The sequence below is a fragment of the Pseudomonas fakonensis genome (assembly GCF_019139895.1).
GTDB lineage: Bacteria > Pseudomonadota > Gammaproteobacteria > Pseudomonadales > Pseudomonadaceae > Aquipseudomonas > Aquipseudomonas fakonensis.
The window spans coordinates 1,270,535-1,285,601 of record NZ_CP077076.1 but is presented as its reverse complement, the minus strand read 5'-3'; the positions used below and the strand labels follow the sequence as shown (position 1 = coordinate 1,285,601).

Genomic DNA, 15,067 nt, shown 5'->3' with positions numbered 1-15,067 from the left:
GCTCAGGCTTTCTTCGCAGGGGCTGCCTGCGCCGCAGGTGCAGCGGGTGCTGCAGCCGGGCTGGCTGGGGCTGCTGCCGGAGCTGGTGGCGCTACCGGGGCTTCCACCGGTTTTTCGATGGGCGTGAGGCGGTCGAGCTGGATGTTCACCCGGCGGTTGCGGGCGCGGTTGGCGGCGCTGTTGTTCTTGACCAGCGGGTAACGCTCGCCATGGAAGCGCACGGTGATCTGCTCTTCCGGCACGCCATGGGCCTTGAGGTATTCAGCCACCGCCAGGGCGCGGCGCCGCGAGTTGTCGCGGTTGGTCAGGCGGTTGCCGCTGTTGTCGGAGTGGCCGTCGAGCTCGATGTGGTTGACCGACGGGTCGGCCCGCAGGTAATCGAGGATCACGTCCAGGCGCGCCCGCGCCGAGCTGTCCAGCTCCAGGCCCGTGCCCGGGAAGCCGATCTGGGTCTGGCGGATCTGGTCGTAGTTCATCGGCAGCAGCTTGGCGGCACACACTTGATAGTCGCTGTAGGCCTTGGCGAAGCTGACCGGCAGCATGCGCACTTCCATCGCCCGCCCGCCCTCACCGGTGTAGTTGCGCACCACCGTGCTGCGCCCGTCCAGCAACCCGTTGATCAGGCGGCTGGCCTGGCCCTGGCTTGAGGTGAACAGCACCCCGGTACGGGCCATGCGCACCGCGCCCAGGTTGATGTCACCACGCCCCGGCTGCCACGGCGCCGCTGCGGCCAGCAGGGTGGCAGAGCCTGCCCCCAGCACGTTGCTGTCCGAACGCAGCTGGAAGGTCGGCTGCTCGCCGGCGCGGCGCACGAACTCGCCACTGCCGAAACCTTCGATCGGCTGGGTCAGACGGCACTCGAACTGATCCCCCTCGACCTTCCAGGCGACGCTCTCGACGCGGGTCTGGAAAGTCATTGCCCCGGCCGGAAGGCTGGCAACGAGAGTGAACAGGGCTAGATAACGCTGGCGCACGGGCGGCTCCACAAATTCTGACGGCTTACCCCAAGGCTATCGGACGCCCCGCAGAAAACTTGATAGCCGTGCTCGTGACGGGGTTTTCCGGTAGCATTGGCGCCTGAGTTCGACCCGCCTGGAATCCCCAATGTCCGATCGCCTGACCCTCCTGCGTCCCGACGACTGGCACATCCATCTGCGCGATGGTGCCGTCCTGCCCCACACCGTTGCTGATGTGGCCCGCACATTCGGCCGTGCCATCATCATGCCCAACCTGGTTCCGCCGGTGCGCAATGCCGTCGAAGCCGGTGCCTACCGCGAGCGCATCCTCGCTGCCCGCCCGGCCGGCAGCCGCTTCGAGCCGCTGATGGTGCTGTACCTCACCGACCGCACCAGCCCCGAGGACGTCCGTGCAGCCAAGGCCAGCGGCTTCGTGTACGCCGCCAAGCTATACCCGGCCGGCGCCACCACCAACTCCGATTCCGGCGTTACCAGCATCGACAACATCTTCCCAGTCATCGAAGCGCTGGCCGAAACCGGCATGCCGCTGCTGGTGCACGGTGAAGTGACGCGCAGCGAGATCGACGTGTTCGACCGCGAGAAGCGCTTCATCGACGAGCACATGCGTCGCCTGGTCGAACGCTTCCCCACGCTCAAAGTGGTGTTCGAGCACATCACCACCAGCGATGCCGCGCAGTTCGTCGCCGAGGCGCCAGCCAACGTCGGCGCCACCATCACTGCCCAGCACTTGCTGTACAACCGCAACCACATGCTGGTCGGTGGTATTCGCCCGCACTTCTATTGCCTGCCGATCCTCAAGCGCAACACCCACCAGGTGGCACTGCTGGACGCGGCTACCAGCGGCAGCCCGAAATTCTTCCTCGGCACCGACTCGGCCCCCCACGCCCAGCACGCCAAAGAGAACGCCTGCGGCTGCGCTGGCTGCTACACCGCCTACGCCGCCATCGAGCTGTATGCCGAGGCGTTCGAGCAGCGCAACGCGCTGGACAAGCTCGAAGGTTTCGCCAGCAAGCACGGCCCGGACTTCTACGGCCTGCCACGCAACACCGACACCATCACCCTGGTGCGTGACGAGTGGACCGCCCCTTCCAGCCTGCCGTTCGGCGACAACACCGTGATCCCGCTGCGTGCCGGTGAAAAACTGCACTGGCGCCTGCTGGAGGATAACGCGTGAGCGAAGACCTCTACGACGACGAACAGGACGGCCAGGCCAGCAGCGGCTCGCGCCACCCCATGGCCGAACGCTTTCGCGGTTACCTGCCGGTAGTGGTGGATGTCGAGACCGGCGGTTTCAACAGCGCCACCGACGCCCTGCTGGAGATCGCCGCGGTGACCATCGGCATGGACGAAAAGGGCTTCCTGTTCCCTGAGCACACCTACTTCTTCCGGGTCGAGCCGTTCGAAGGGGCCAACATCGAACAGGCTGCGCTGGAGTTCACCGGCATCAAGCTGGACCATCCACTGCGCATGGCAGTCAGCGAAGAGAGCGCGCTCACGGACATTTTCCGTGGCGTGCGCAAGGCGCTGAAGGCCAACGGCTGCAAGCGGGCAATCCTGGTTGGCCACAACAGCAGCTTCGACCTGGGCTTCCTCAACGCCGCGGTGGCGCGCAACGACATCAAGCGCAACCCGTTCCACCCGTTCTCCAGCTTCGACACCGCAACGCTGGCCGGCCTTGCCTACGGCCAGACCGTACTGGCGCGGGCCTGCCAGAGCGCCGACATCGACTTCGACGGGCGTGAGGCGCATTCGGCGCGTTACGACACCGAGAAGACCGCCGAGCTGTTCTGCGGCATCGTCAACCGCTGGAAAGAAATGGGCGGCTGGCGCGACTTCAACGATTGAGCCGCCCTCCCGGGCCTCATCGCCGGCAAGCCGGCTCCTACAGGGAGCCGCCAGCAGGCACAAAAAAACCGGCCACATGGGCCGGTTTTTTTACGCGTGGCGATTACAGCTTGCCAGCGTTCTCGCTCAGGTAGGCAGCTACGCCTTCTGGCGAAGCGTTCATGCCCTTGTCGCCTTTCTTCCAGTTGGCAGGGCAGACTTCGCCGTGCTCTTCGTGGAATTGCAGGGCGTCGACCAGGCGCAGCAGCTCGTCCATGTTACGACCCAGTGGCAGGTCGTTGATGATCTGCGAACGCACAACACCGTTGGTGTCGATCAGGAACGCGCCACGGAAAGCCACGCCGCCTTCGGACTCGACGTCGTAGGCCTTGCAGATTTCGTGGGTCATGTCGGCTGCCAGGGTGTACTTGACCTGGCCGATGCCGCCGTTGTTGACCGGGGTGTTACGCCAGGCGTTGTGGGTGAAGTGCGAGTCGATCGACACGCCGATCACTTCGACGTTGCGCGCCTGGAAGTCAGGGATGCGGTGGTCCAGGGCGATCAGCTCGGACGGGCAGACGAAGGTGAAGTCCAGCGGGTAGAAGAACACCAGGCCGTACTTGCCCTTGATGGCCGAGGCCAGGTTGAAGCTGTCGACGATTTCGCCGTTGCCCAGAACAGCCGGGACGGTGAAGTCAGGGGCTTTTTTACCAACGAGTACGCTCATGCGATTTCTCCTGATGAGGGGTGGAAAACCTTGCCCGGGCGGAACGCGTCCCCCGGAACCGGCAAAGGCCGACCATCATACACGGCTTATCGTGACAGGCCGAATCTGTGCCACCGGTCGCTCAAGCACGGCCCTTCCAGAAAGTGCTTTGACAAGCATTCTCATTACCATTACTCTGCAAACCATCGAATCAACCCGCGATGGTCAGCCTTTATGTATGTGTGTCTTTGTGTCGGTGTTACCGACGGACAGATCCGCGATGCGATCTACGAAGGATGCTGCAGCTACAAGGAAGTTCGAGCCGCCACCAATGTCGCCAGCCAGTGCGGCAAATGTGCCTGCCTCGCCAAGCAGGTGGTACGCGAGACCCTGACCGAGCTGCAACTGAGCCAGCAGGCTGCGCTGCCCTACCCCGTTGAATTCAACGCGGCGTAACAACCAATTTTCGAAGAACCGGGCCCAGTGCCCGGTTTTTTTATGCCTGTAATTCAATAAGTTAGCGTTCTAACGCGGTTCACAAACATTCTTATTCCGATTAAATTTCACTTATTATTCAATAACTTAGGTTTGACATAGGTAGTTGTCGGGCTCAAACTTGTTTTCATTGGCTCAACTTCTACAGGGCAGGACCCCATCATGAAAGGCGACGTAAGCGTCATCCAGCATCTCAACAAGATCCTCGGAAACGAGCTGGTCGCAATCAACCAGTACTTCCTGCATGCACGCATGTACGAAGATTGGGGCCTGAACAAGATCGGCAAGCTTGAGTACAAAGAGTCCATCCAGGCGATGAAGGACGCTGACAAACTGATCAAGCGCATCCTCTTCCTCGAAGGCATCCCCAACGTCCAGGACTTGGGCAAGCTGATGATCGGCGAGCACACCAAAGAGATGCTCGACTGCGACCTGAAGCTTGAGAAAAAGAGCCACGGCGAACTCAAGGCCGCCATCGCCCACTGCGAAACCGCTGGCGACTTCGGCTCGCGCGATGTGCTTGAAGACATCCTCGAAGACCAGGAAGAACACATCGACTGGCTGGAAACCCAGCTGGGCCTGATCGACAAGATCACCCTCGAGAACTACCTGCAATCGCAGATGGGCGAAGACTAAGTTCCGGGCCTCAAAAGCATCGCCGGCAAGCCGGCTCCTACAAGGGATCGCATGTAGGAGCCGGCTTGCCGGCGATGCTTTTTGCGGCCCGACAGCCCCAACAAAAAGCCCCGCATTCGCGGGGCTTTTGCATTCCGGCTGAAACCGGAATCAGGCTTCGGAAGCCTTGGCCTTGGCGGCCGCGTCCTTGATCAGGGTCTGCAGCTCACCCTTTTCGAACATTTCCAGCATGATGTCGCTGCCGCCAACCAGCTCACCGGCCACCCACAGCTGCGGGAATGTCGGCCAGTTGGCGTACTTGGGCAGGTTGGCGCGGATTTCCGGGTTCTGCAGGATGTCGACGTAGGCGAACTTCTCGCCACAACCCATCACAGCTTGCGACGCCTTGGCCGAGAAGCCGCACTGCGGGGCATTCGGCGAACCTTTCATGTAAAGCAGAATGGTGTTGTTGGCGATCTGCTCTTTGATTGTATCGATGATATCCATGAAGCACCTCGGCTGAACTTTGCGACGTGATCGTCGCCACGGTGGCGCATTGTATCGGAAAGCCGAGCAGCGTGCTCGGCCTTGCCGATCTTCATGCAGCTTCCACGTGCACCGGCACGCCATTGAGCGCGGCATTGCCCGACACGCCGTCGCGCAAGCGCTCGTCGGTCAGGTCGTTGGCGCTCACCCCGGGCTGCGCCGCTGCCACCTGCAACTGCGCACCTGCGCGGCTGTGACCGTAGCCATGGGGCAGGCTGACCACGCCAGGCATCATCTCCTCGCTGGCCTGTACCGGCACCTCGATCACCCCGGTACGCGAACGGATACGCACGGTCTGGCCGTCCTGCAACTGGCGCTGGCGCAAATCGTCGGGGTGCATCAGCAGGTGGTGGCGCGGCTTGCCTTTGACCAGGCGATGGAAGTTGTGCATCCACGAGTTGTTGCTGCGCACATGGCGGCGGCCGATCAGCAGCAACTGGCCAGGCTCTGGGGCTGCCTGGCTGGCCAACCGCTGCAGGTCGGCCAGCAACACCGCCGGCGCCGCCTCCACAGCCTGGCTTGGGGTACGCAGGCGGGCGGCAAGGTTCGGCTGCAACGGCCCCAGGTCCAGGCCATGGGGGTGCTGGTCGAGGGCCTGCAGCGACAAGCGCTGTGGCGCATCATCGCCATAACGGCCCTTGCGCAGGGCATAGTCGATCATCTGTGCAGGCGGCAAGGTCGCCTTGAGCTCGAGCTGGGCCCGCGCAGCAAAGGCCTTGGCCAGCCCGACGAAAATCTCCCAATCATGCAGTGCCCCTTCAGGCTTGCGCAGGATCGCCCGGTTGAAACGGGTGACATTTCGCACCGCCAACAGGTTGAAGGTGGAGTCGTAGTGGTCGTTCTCCAGCGCCGAGGTGGACGGCAGGATCAGGTCGGCGTGGCGCGTGGTCTCGTTGATGTACAGGTCGATGCTGAGCATGAAGTCGAGCCCCTCGAGCGCCTGGTCCAGGCGTCGCCCGTTGGGGGTGGACAGCACCGGGTTGCCGGCCACCGTCACCAGTGCCCGCACCTGGCCCTCGCCGGGTACCAGGACTTCCTCGGCCAGGGCCGACACCGGCAGCTCGCCGCCGTACTCCGGCAGCCCGGACACGCGGCTCTGCCACTGGTTGAAATGCCCGCCCGAGGTGGTGGCCACCAGGTCCACCGCAGGCTCGGTGCACAGTGCACCACCCACGCGGTCAAGGTTGCCGGTGACCAGGTTGATCAACTGCACCAGCCAGTGGCACAGCGAGCCGAAGGCCTGGGTCGACACGCCCATGCGCCCATAGCACACCGCCTTGCCGGCGCCGGCGAAGTCCCGCGCCAACTGGCGGATGGCTTGTGCCGGGATGCCGCAATGCGCGCTCATGCTGTCGGCGTCGAACGGTTGGATGGCCTGCTGCACCTGCTCAAGACCATTGACTGACAGGTGCGAGCCCTTGGCCAGGTGTTCTGCAAACAAGGTATGCAACAGCGCGGCCAGCAACGCCGCATCACCGCCGGGGCGGATGAACAGGTGCTGGTCGGCCAGCGCCGCGGTCTCGCTGCGCCGCGGGTCGATGACCACCAGACGCCCACCGCGGGCCTTCAGCGCCTTAAGGCGCTTCTCCACGTCGGGTACGGTCATGATGCTGCCGTTGGACGCCAGCGGGTTGCCGCCAAGAATCAGCATGAAGTCGGTGTGGTCAATGTCCGGGATAGGCAACAGCAACCCATGCCCGTACATCAGGTGGCTGGTCAGGTGCTGGGGCAACTGATCCACGGAAGTGGCAGAAAAGCGGTTGCGGGTTTTCAGCAAACCGAGAAAGTAGTTGCTGTGGGTCATCAACCCGTAGTTGTGCACGCTCGGGTTGCCCTGGTACACCGCCACCGCGTTGCGCCCGTGGGCCTGCTGCACCGCCCACAGGCGCTCGGCAGCCAGGGCGAAGGCCTCGTCCCAGCCGATCGCCTGCCACTGCTGGCCAACGCGCCGGTGCGGCTGGCGCAGGCGGTCCGGGTCTTCCTGGATGTCTTGCAGGGCCACGGCCTTGGGGCAGATGTGCCCGCGGCTGAACGGGTCCTGGGCATCGCCCTTGATCGAAGCGATATGGGCCCGGCCATCGGGCTCGACGCTGACTTCTATGTTCAGGCCGCAAATGGCCTCGCACAGGTGACAGGCTCGGTGATGCAGGGTCGTGGTCATGGCCGCCTCTGCCTGGTTGTTCTTGAACGCCGACTATGCGCCGGTGCAACAGGCCCGGCCAGCGCACTTCGCGGCGTGAATCGGCCGACATCAGGCAGGCGATTCGCGACAGCGGGTTTGCCAAAGGCGCGCCAGGCCGTGTACAACCGCTGTAGCAAATAAAAAACAGCACGTCTGCAAGGGGTTACGACACTCGCTGACACAGACGCACTGTTTCCCCTCTTGGTTTGAGGCGACATTTAATTATAGTATTGCGCCTTTCCCTATTCCGTCCGCCCCGTGCGGCTTACGCCGCAGGTCACTCCCGTTGTCAACAAAACCCATACGGTCGACCTGCACACCGTTGCAGATAAGGTAGTCAATCATGAGCGCTAGGCACTTTCTCTCCCTGCTGGATTTCACCACCGACGAATTGCTCGGTGTGATCCGCCGAGGCATCGAGCTGAAGGACCTGCGCAAGCGCGGCGTGCTGTTCGAGCCCCTGAAAAACCGTGTGCTGGGGATGATCTTCGAAAAATCCTCCACCCGCACCCGCGTATCGTTCGAAGCCGGCATGATCCAGCTCGGTGGCCAGGCCATCTTCCTGTCGCCGCGCGATACGCAACTGGGCCGTGGCGAACCCATCGCCGACAGCGCCATCGTGCTGTCGAGCATGGTCGATGCAGTGATGATCCGCACCCATGCCCACAGCACCCTCACCGAATTCGCCGCCAACTCCAAAGTGCCGGTGATCAACGGCCTGTCCGACGAATCGCACCCGTGCCAGTTGCTGGCCGACATGCAGACCTTCTTCGAACACCGCGGCTCGATCCAGGGCAAGACCGTCACCTGGATCGGCGACGGCTTCAACATGTGCAACTCGTACATCGAGGCCGCCTGCCAGTTCGACTTCCAGCTGCGCATCACCTGCCCCGAAGGCTATGAGCCCGATGCGCGCTTCCTGCAACTGGGTGGCGAGCGCGTGCAGATCATCCGTGACCCGAAAGAAGCCGTGCGTGGCGCACACCTGGTGACCACGGATGTCTGGACTTCCATGGGCCAGGAAGAGGAAACTGCACGGCGCCTGGCGCATTTCGCGCCTTACCAGGTCACCCGCGAACTGCTCGACCTGGCGGCACCCGACGCCCTGTTCATGCATTGCCTACCCGCCCACCGCGGCGAGGAAATCAGCCACGACCTGCTCGACGACCCGCGTTCGGTCGCCTGGGACGAAGCTGAAAACCGCCTGCATGCGCAGAAGGCCCTTCTGGAATTCCTTGTAGAACCGGCTTACCACCACGCATGAGTCAACCCCTACTGCTCAACCTGCGCAACCTCGCCTGCGGCTATGGCGACCAGCGCATCGTCCAGAACCTCAACCTGCACCTTAACGCAGGCGACATCGGTTGCCTGCTGGGCTCGTCCGGTTGCGGCAAGACCACCACGCTGCGCGCCATCGCCGGCTTCGAGCCGGTGCACGACGGTGAAATCCAGCTGGCCGGCGAGGTCATCTCCCGCGCAGGCTTCACCCTGGCGCCCGAGAAGCGCCGCATCGGCATGGTGTTCCAGGACTACGCGCTGTTCCCGCACCTCACCGTGGCGCAGAACATCGCGTTCGGCATCGGCAAGCACCCCAAGCAGGCCGAGGTGGTCGAAGAGATGCTCGCGCTGGTCAAGCTTGGCGGCCTCGGCGGGCGCTACCCGCACGAGCTGTCCGGCGGCCAGCAGCAACGCGTCGCCCTGGCCCGCGCCCTGGCCCCCGAGCCGCAATTGCTGCTGCTCGACGAGCCGTTCTCCAACCTGGACGTCGAATTGCGCAGGCGCCTGAGCCATGAGGTGCGCGACATTCTCAAGAGCCGCGGCACCAGCGCCATTCTGGTCACCCATGACCAGGAAGAGGCCTTTGCCGTCAGCGACCAGGTCGGCGTGTTCAAGGAAGGCCGCCTGGAGCAGTGGGACACCCCCTACAACCTCTACCACGAACCGCAAACGCCGTTCGTGGCCAGTTTCATCGGCCAGGGTTATTTCATCCGCGGCCAGATGAGCAGCCACGAGGCGGTCACCACCGAGCTTGGCGAGCTGCGCGGCAACCGCGCCTATACCATGGCCATGGGCAGTTCGGTGGACGTGCTGCTGCGCCCGGACGACATCATCCACGCGCCCGACAGCGCGCTGCGTGCACAGATCGTCGGCAAGAGTTTCCTCGGCGCCTCCACCCTGTACCGTTTGCAACTGCCCACCGGCAGCCAGCTCGAGGCGATCTTCCCCAGCCATATCGACCACCAGGTCGGGCAGGAGGTGGGTATTGCCGTGGCGGCGGACCACCTGGTGCTGTTCCCGGTGCCGGGCAGCGTGGCCGCGCAGCTGACCGCGCAGGAAAGCGGCGTGCGCCGCTACAGCTCGGCGCATTGAGCGACGGGCATCGCTCCCTGTAGGAGCCGGCTTGCCGGCGATAGGGCCGGCACTGGAACCAGAGCCGCCGGCCTCATCGCCGGCAAGCCGGCTACAGGAGTCACGGCAAACGGTCAGAGCGTCAGCGTACCGCTGGCCACCCGCGTGGCATGCCCGCCAATCTTCACTCGCTCACCCTCCAACCGGCAGAACAGCTCGCCGCCACGCGCCGAGCGCTGGGCTGCACGCAGTTCGGTCTTGTCCAGGCGCTCGGCCCAGTACGGAATGAGCAGGCAGTGGGTAGAGCCGGTCACCGGGTCCTCCGGGATACCGATGGCCGGGGCGAAGTAGCGCGAGACGAAATCATGCTGGTCACCGCGCGCGGTGACAATCACCCCAAGCCCTGGCAGGTTGGCCACCGCAGCCATGTCCGGCGTGCAGTCGCGCACGGCCTGCTCCGACGGCAATACCACAAACAGCTCCTTGCCCTTGCTGTGGCGCACCTCGAGCACCTCGCAACCGAGCGCCTCGGCCACCGGTAGCGGCTGGTCCACCGGTTGCGGGTCGATGCGCGGGAAGTCCAGCAGCAGGCGATCACCTTCACGGCTTACACTCAAGGGGCCGGACTGGCTGTGAAAGTCCAGGCGCGGCTTCTGCTCGCCGTACACCTCGAACAGTACATAGGCACTGGCCAGGGTGGCATGGCCGCACAGCGGCACTTCGGTGGTGGGGGTGAACCAGCGGATCTCGTAGGCTTCGCCCCTGGCCACCACGAATGCGGTCTCGGCCAGGTTGTGCTCGGCGGCGATGCGCTGCATCAGCGCTTCATCGAGCCACTGTTCGAGCAGGTAGACCATGGCGGGGTTGCCGGCGAACGGGCGGTCACTGAAGGCGTCGACCTGATGAAAGTGCAACTGCATGACACGGTCCTTCTGTCCTGGTTATCGAGGGCCGAGCATGGGGCAAGGCGCGGCGGGCGAACAGTGACAGAGTGAGGATATTTGTGACCATACAGATCAGGGTGTTGCGCCCTCTGAGCGGCCTTGCCAGACCAACCAGCAGGCTCAGCCGCGGCCAATCCCAGCAAACTGCCCCTGGGTGTGCTCGGCCAGCACCACTGCTGCCAGTTCGACCTCCAGCCCACGCCGACCGGCGCTCACATGAATGGTTTCATGCTGTTGCGCAGACTGGTCGATGAACGTGCGCAGGCGCTTCTTCTGCCCCAACGGGCTGATGCCGCCCACCAGGTAACCGGTAGAGCGCTGGGCCGCCTGGGGGTCGGCCATCTCGCACTTCTTTACGCCTGCGGCATGGGCCAGCGCCTTGAGGTCGAGGGTACCCACCACCGGCACCACCGCCACCAGCAACTCGCCCTTCTCGCTGCTGGCCAGCAATGTCTTGAACACCCGCTGCGGGTCAAGGCCGAGCTTTTCTGCCGCCTCCAGGCCGTAAGAGGCCGTTTTCGGGTCATGTTCGTAGCTGTGCACGCGGTGTTCGGCACGCGCCTTCTTCAGCAGGTCCAGGGCGGGGGTCATCAACGGCTCCAGTCGATCACAGGTCGGCGCTACTTTAGGGCAAATGCCCGGCGCCATCCAGCACGCCCCCGGGCTAGAGCAGCGGCTATGGATTCACGGGGCGCCGCAGCGGTCAGAATGTGGCTGAACGTTCATTTTCGACCTTTGACATCAGCGTTTCTTGTCTATATTTTTTCGTTTCTGAATAAGCGGTGCACTTATTAGGTGCACCTGATGTTACCCGCCCGACGTCAATGGGGATTGGCGCTGGGCTAATTGCTGTCGAGCGCCCAGCGCCTCACAACAACAAGAACCGAGGTCAATCCATGACGACTGCTCTACGCCAGCCCACGCTGTCCGCCCAATGCATGGCCGAGTTCATCGGCACCGCGCTGCTCATCTTCTTCGGCACCGGCTGCGTCGCCGCGCTCAAGGTCGCAGGCGCCAGCTTCGGCCTTTGGGAAATCAGCATCATCTGGGGGGTGGGCGTGAGCATGGCCATCTACCTCACCGCCGGTGTTTCCGGCGCGCACCTGAACCCGGCAGTGAGCATCGCCCTCACCCTGTTCGCCGGCTTCGACAAGCGCAAACTGCCCTTCTACATCCTCGCCCAGGTATGCGGCGCGTTCTGCGGCGCCGCGCTCGTATACACGCTGTACAGCAACCTGTTCTTCGATTTCGAACAGGCCCACGGCATGCTGCGCGGCAGCCAGGCCAGCCTGGAGCTGGCCTCGGTGTTCTCCACCTACCCGCACCCGGCGCTGTCCACCGGCCAGGCGTTCCTGGTCGAGGTGGTGATCACCGCCATCCTGATGGCCGTGATCATGGCCCTGACCGACGACAACAATGGCCTGCCCCGGGGCGCCACCGCGCCGCTGCTGATCGGCCTGCTGATTGCAGTGATCGGCAGCGCCATGGGCCCGCTGACCGGTTTTGCGATGAACCCGGCGCGGGATTTCGGGCCCAAGCTGATGACCTTCCTGGCCGGCTGGGGCGAAGTGGCCTTTACTGGCGGGCGCGACATTCCGTATTTCCTGGTGCCGGTGTTCGCCCCGATCCTCGGCGCCAGCCTGGGCGCGGCCCTGTACCGCGGGCTGATTGCCCGCAACCTGCCAAGTGCGCAGGCCGCAGCCGCACAAGCAGACGATACTCCGCAGGGCGACACCCAGGTTTCCTGACGCCAGCGCCGGGCGACAACGCCCGCCACGCCCTGACCTACTCCCATTTCGTGCAAGGCCATCGACATGACAGACACCCTGGACAAGAACTACATCATCGCCCTGGACCAGGGCACCACCAGTTCGCGGGCCATCATCTTCGACCGCGACGCCAACGTGGTCGGCACCTCGCAGCGCGAGTTCGCCCAGCACTACCCGCAAGCGGGCTGGGTCGAGCACGACCCGATGGAAATCTTCGCCACGCAAAGCGCAACCATGGTCGAGGCCCTGGCCCAGGCGGGTATCAGCCACGCCCAGGTGGCCGCCATCGGTATCACCAACCAGCGTGAAACCACCGTGGTGTGGGACAAGCAAACCGGCCGCCCGGTGTACAACGCCATCGTCTGGCAGTGCCGTCGCAGCACCGAGATCTGCGCCCAGCTCAAGCGTGACGGCCACGCAGACTACATCCGCGAAACCACCGGCCTGGTCACCGACCCGTACTTCTCCGGCACCAAGCTCAAGTGGATCCTCGACAATGTCGAAGGCGCCCGCGAGCGTGCCGAGCGCGGCGAGCTGCTGTTCGGCACCGTCGACAGCTGGCTGATCTGGAAATTCTCCGGCGGCAAGGTGCACGTCACCGACTACACCAACGCCTCGCGCACCCTGATGTTCAACATCCACAGCCTGCAGTGGGACGATAAGCTGCTGGAAATCCTCGGCATCCCACGGCAGATGCTGCCCGAAGTACGCCCATCGTCCGAGGTCTACGGCCACACCAAAAGCGGCATCGCCATCGCCGGTATCGCCGGCGACCAGCAATCGGCGCTGTTCGGCCAGATGTGCGTGGAGGCCGGCCAGGCCAAGAACACCTACGGCACCGGCTGCTTCCTGCTGATGAACACCGGCAGCCAGGCGGTCAAATCGTCCCACGGCCTGCTCACCACCATCGCCTGCGGCCCGCGCGGCGAAGTGGCCTACGCGCTGGAAGGCGCGGTGTTCAACGGCGGCTCCACCGTGCAGTGGCTGCGTGACGAGCTGAAGATCGTCAACGACGCCCACGACACCGAGTACTTCGCCAGCAAGGTCAAGGACAGCAACGGCGTGTACCTGGTGCCCGCCTTCACCGGCCTGGGCGCCCCCTACTGGGACCCGTATGCCCGTGGCGCGCTGTTCGGCCTGACCCGCGGGGTCAAGGTCGACCACATCATCCGCGCGGCGCTCGAGTCGATCGCCTACCAGACCCGCGACGTGCTCGACGCCATGCAGCAGGACTGCGGCCAGCGCCTGAGCGAGCTGCGTGTGGATGGCGGCGCGGTGGCCAACAACTTCCTCATGCAGTTCCAGGCCGACATCCTCGGCACCTGCGTCGAGCGCCCGAAAATGCGCGAAACCACCGCCCTGGGCGCCGCCTACCTGGCCGGCCTTGCCTGCGGCTTCTGGAGCGGCCTGGACGAGCTGCGCGACAAGGCGATCATCGAGCGCGAGTTCAGCCCGCAACTGGATGAAGCCTCGAAAGAAAAGCTGTACAAAGGCTGGCGCAAGGCCGTGGACCGTACCCGCGACTGGGAAGACCACGACGCCTGATATCACCCGCAGCGCAGGGCACCCGTGGGAGCGGGCTTGCCCCGCGATGCCAGGCTGAACGTTTGCGCAAAAAACCACGCTGGTCCTACACAACGTCCTACGGCATCATTGCAGCATTTGTCCGGCAGCCCCCAAGGACCGCCCATGAATCTGCCCCCACGCCAACAACAAATCCTCGAGCTGGTGCGCGAACGCGGCTACGTCAGCATCGAGGAAATGGCGCAGCTGTTCGTCGTCACCCCCCAGACCATCCGCCGCGATATCAACCAGCTCGCCGAAGTGAACCTGCTGCGCCGCTACCACGGTGGCGCAGCTTATGACTCGAGCATCGAGAACACCGCCTACGCCATGCGTGCCGACCAGATGCGCGACGAAAAGCAGCGCATCGCCGAAGCCGTGGCCCGGCAGATCCCCGACCATGCCTCGCTGTTCATCAACATCGGCACCACCACCGAATCCATCGCCCGCGCGCTGCTCAACCACAACCACCTGAAGATCATCACCAACAACCTGCACGTGGCGGCCATCCTTGGCGCCAAGGATGATTTCGAGGTGCTGGTGGCCGGCGGTACGGTACGCCGCGACGGCGGCGTGGTCGGCCAGGCCAGCGTCGACTTCATCAGCCAGTTCAAGGTCGACTTTGCTGTAGTGGGCATCAGCGGCATCGACGAGGACGGCAGCCTGCTGGACTTCGACTATCAAGAAGTACGGGTTTCCCAGGCGATCATCGCCAATGCCCGACAGGTGATCCTCGCCGCCGACTCCAGCAAGTTCGGGCGCAATGCCATGGTTCGCCTGGGCTCGATCAGCCTGATCGACTGCCTGGTGACCGACCAGCCCCCCACCCCCGCCCTCACCCAACAGCTCAACCAGCACAAGATCCGCCTCGAGGTGGTTTGAGCCCCCCTGTAGGAGCCGGCTTGCCGGCGATAGAGCCGGCCCTGCAATAGCGTCTACCGGTACGGACGCTATCGCCGGCAAGCAGGCTCCAGCAGGCTACTTGTTCGTTTATGTTCATTTGATTGTCATCTGATCAGTTTTTTCTATGAAGACTGACTGGCGACCACCTGTTCATTGCGCTAGTATTTTCGAAAACGAACATCAATGTTCATATT

Annotated in this window: 15 protein-coding genes; 9 read left to right on the top strand and 6 right to left on the bottom strand. The window is 63.8% G+C overall.

The window, feature by feature from the left end:
* Nucleotides 1–2: 2 nt before the first annotated feature.
* Entirely contained in the window at nt 3–974 is a 972-nt protein-coding gene (locus KSS94_RS05880) for a flagellar protein MotY (protein ID WP_217842095.1), read from the bottom strand.
* A 130-nt stretch (nt 975–1,104) separates the two neighbouring features.
* Here KSS94_RS05880 and pyrC point away from each other — a divergent pair, with 130 nt between their 5' ends.
* Both pyrC and rnt read left to right on the top strand, forming a co-directional pair.
* A complete protein-coding gene (gene pyrC / locus KSS94_RS05875) occupies nt 1,105–2,151 on the top strand; it encodes a dihydroorotase (protein WP_217842094.1) in 1,047 nt (348 codons plus the stop codon).
* Entirely contained in the window at nt 2,148–2,822 is a 675-nt protein-coding gene (gene rnt / locus KSS94_RS05870; RefSeq protein ID WP_217842093.1) for a ribonuclease T, read from the top strand. The genes pyrC and rnt overlap by 4 nt, the downstream gene beginning before the upstream one ends.
* A gap of 103 nt (nt 2,823–2,925) precedes the next feature.
* Here rnt and KSS94_RS05865 read toward each other — a convergent pair whose 3' ends face one another.
* A complete protein-coding gene (locus tag KSS94_RS05865) occupies nt 2,926–3,528 on the bottom strand; it encodes a peroxiredoxin (protein WP_217842092.1) in 603 nt (200 codons plus the stop codon).
* Between the two features lie 213 nt (nt 3,529–3,741).
* Here KSS94_RS05865 and KSS94_RS05860 point away from each other — a divergent pair, with 213 nt between their 5' ends.
* Entirely contained in the window at nt 3,742–3,963 is a 222-nt protein-coding gene (locus KSS94_RS05860; protein WP_046854452.1) for a bacterioferritin-associated ferredoxin, read from the top strand.
* 201 nt (nt 3,964–4,164) lie between these two features.
* Nucleotides 4,165–4,638 (top strand): bacterioferritin, encoded by a 474-nt coding sequence (gene bfr, locus KSS94_RS05855; RefSeq protein ID WP_217842091.1) that lies wholly within the window; start codon nt 4,165–4,167, stop codon nt 4,636–4,638.
* A gap of 150 nt (nt 4,639–4,788) precedes the next feature.
* On the opposite strand, the gene grxD is transcribed toward bfr, so the two are convergent.
* Together grxD and KSS94_RS05845 are read right to left on the bottom strand one after the other, a co-directional pair.
* Nucleotides 4,789–5,124: a Grx4 family monothiol glutaredoxin gene (gene grxD / locus KSS94_RS05850; protein ID WP_103449407.1), complete on the bottom strand. Its 336-nt coding sequence runs from the start codon at nt 5,122–5,124 to the stop codon at nt 4,789–4,791.
* A 91-nt stretch (nt 5,125–5,215) separates the two neighbouring features.
* The gene (locus KSS94_RS05845; protein WP_217842090.1) at nt 5,216–7,324 is read right to left on the bottom strand and encodes a molybdopterin oxidoreductase family protein; all 2,109 of its coding nucleotides are present in this window, start codon (nt 7,322–7,324) and stop codon (nt 5,216–5,218) included.
* A 364-nt stretch (nt 7,325–7,688) separates the two neighbouring features.
* On the opposite strand from KSS94_RS05845, the gene argF reads away from it, so the two are divergent.
* Both argF and KSS94_RS05835 read left to right on the top strand, forming a co-directional pair.
* Nucleotides 7,689–8,609: an ornithine carbamoyltransferase gene (gene argF / locus KSS94_RS05840; protein ID WP_217842089.1), complete on the top strand. Its 921-nt coding sequence runs from the start codon at nt 7,689–7,691 to the stop codon at nt 8,607–8,609.
* The gene (locus KSS94_RS05835; protein ID WP_217842088.1) at nt 8,606–9,715 is read left to right on the top strand and encodes an ABC transporter ATP-binding protein; all 1,110 of its coding nucleotides are present in this window, start codon (nt 8,606–8,608) and stop codon (nt 9,713–9,715) included. Before argF ends, KSS94_RS05835 begins: the two co-directional genes overlap by 4 nt.
* Before the next feature lie 113 nt (nt 9,716–9,828).
* On the opposite strand, the gene KSS94_RS05830 is transcribed toward KSS94_RS05835, so the two are convergent.
* Nucleotides 9,829–10,614: a PhzF family phenazine biosynthesis protein gene (locus KSS94_RS05830; protein WP_217842087.1), complete on the bottom strand. Its 786-nt coding sequence runs from the start codon at nt 10,612–10,614 to the stop codon at nt 9,829–9,831.
* 144 nt (nt 10,615–10,758) lie between these two features.
* Entirely contained in the window at nt 10,759–11,229 is a 471-nt protein-coding gene (ybaK, locus tag KSS94_RS05825; protein WP_217842086.1) for a Cys-tRNA(Pro) deacylase, read from the bottom strand.
* 305 nt (nt 11,230–11,534) lie between these two features.
* Between ybaK and KSS94_RS05820 the strand changes: the two genes are divergently transcribed.
* From KSS94_RS05820 to glpR, 3 genes are all read left to right on the top strand, one after another.
* Nucleotides 11,535–12,386, top strand: coding sequence for an MIP/aquaporin family protein (locus KSS94_RS05820; protein ID WP_217842085.1), 852 nt, complete (start codon nt 11,535–11,537; stop codon nt 12,384–12,386).
* A gap of 66 nt (nt 12,387–12,452) precedes the next feature.
* The gene (glpK, locus tag KSS94_RS05815) at nt 12,453–13,952 is read left to right on the top strand and encodes a glycerol kinase GlpK (RefSeq protein WP_217842084.1); all 1,500 of its coding nucleotides are present in this window, start codon (nt 12,453–12,455) and stop codon (nt 13,950–13,952) included.
* 144 nt (nt 13,953–14,096) lie between these two features.
* A complete protein-coding gene (gene glpR / locus KSS94_RS05810) occupies nt 14,097–14,852 on the top strand; it encodes a DeoR/GlpR family transcriptional regulator (RefSeq protein ID WP_217842083.1) in 756 nt (251 codons plus the stop codon).
* Nucleotides 14,853–15,067: the final 215 nt, after the last annotated feature.

Coding starts and splice junctions, on each gene's coding strand:
- KSS94_RS05820 (WP_217842085.1), top strand. CDS start 11,535: ATGACGACTGCTCTACGCCAGCCCACGCTGTCCGCCCAATGCATGGCC.
- grxD (WP_103449407.1), bottom strand. CDS start 5,124: ATGGATATCATCGATACAATCAAAGAGCAGATCGCCAACAACACCATT.
- KSS94_RS05865 (WP_217842092.1), bottom strand. CDS start 3,528: ATGAGCGTACTCGTTGGTAAAAAAGCCCCTGACTTCACCGTCCCGGCT.
- KSS94_RS05835 (WP_217842088.1), top strand. CDS start 8,606: ATGAGTCAACCCCTACTGCTCAACCTGCGCAACCTCGCCTGCGGCTAT.
- KSS94_RS05830 (WP_217842087.1), bottom strand. CDS start 10,614: ATGCAGTTGCACTTTCATCAGGTCGACGCCTTCAGTGACCGCCCGTTC.
- glpK (WP_217842084.1), top strand. CDS start 12,453: ATGACAGACACCCTGGACAAGAACTACATCATCGCCCTGGACCAGGGC.
- argF (WP_217842089.1), top strand. CDS start 7,689: ATGAGCGCTAGGCACTTTCTCTCCCTGCTGGATTTCACCACCGACGAA.
- KSS94_RS05845 (WP_217842090.1), bottom strand. CDS start 7,324: ATGACCACGACCCTGCATCACCGAGCCTGTCACCTGTGCGAGGCCATT.
- pyrC (WP_217842094.1), top strand. CDS start 1,105: ATGTCCGATCGCCTGACCCTCCTGCGTCCCGACGACTGGCACATCCAT.
- KSS94_RS05860 (WP_046854452.1), top strand. CDS start 3,742: ATGTATGTGTGTCTTTGTGTCGGTGTTACCGACGGACAGATCCGCGAT.
- ybaK (WP_217842086.1), bottom strand. CDS start 11,229: ATGACCCCCGCCCTGGACCTGCTGAAGAAGGCGCGTGCCGAACACCGC.
- bfr (WP_217842091.1), top strand. CDS start 4,165: ATGAAAGGCGACGTAAGCGTCATCCAGCATCTCAACAAGATCCTCGGA.
- glpR (WP_217842083.1), top strand. CDS start 14,097: ATGAATCTGCCCCCACGCCAACAACAAATCCTCGAGCTGGTGCGCGAA.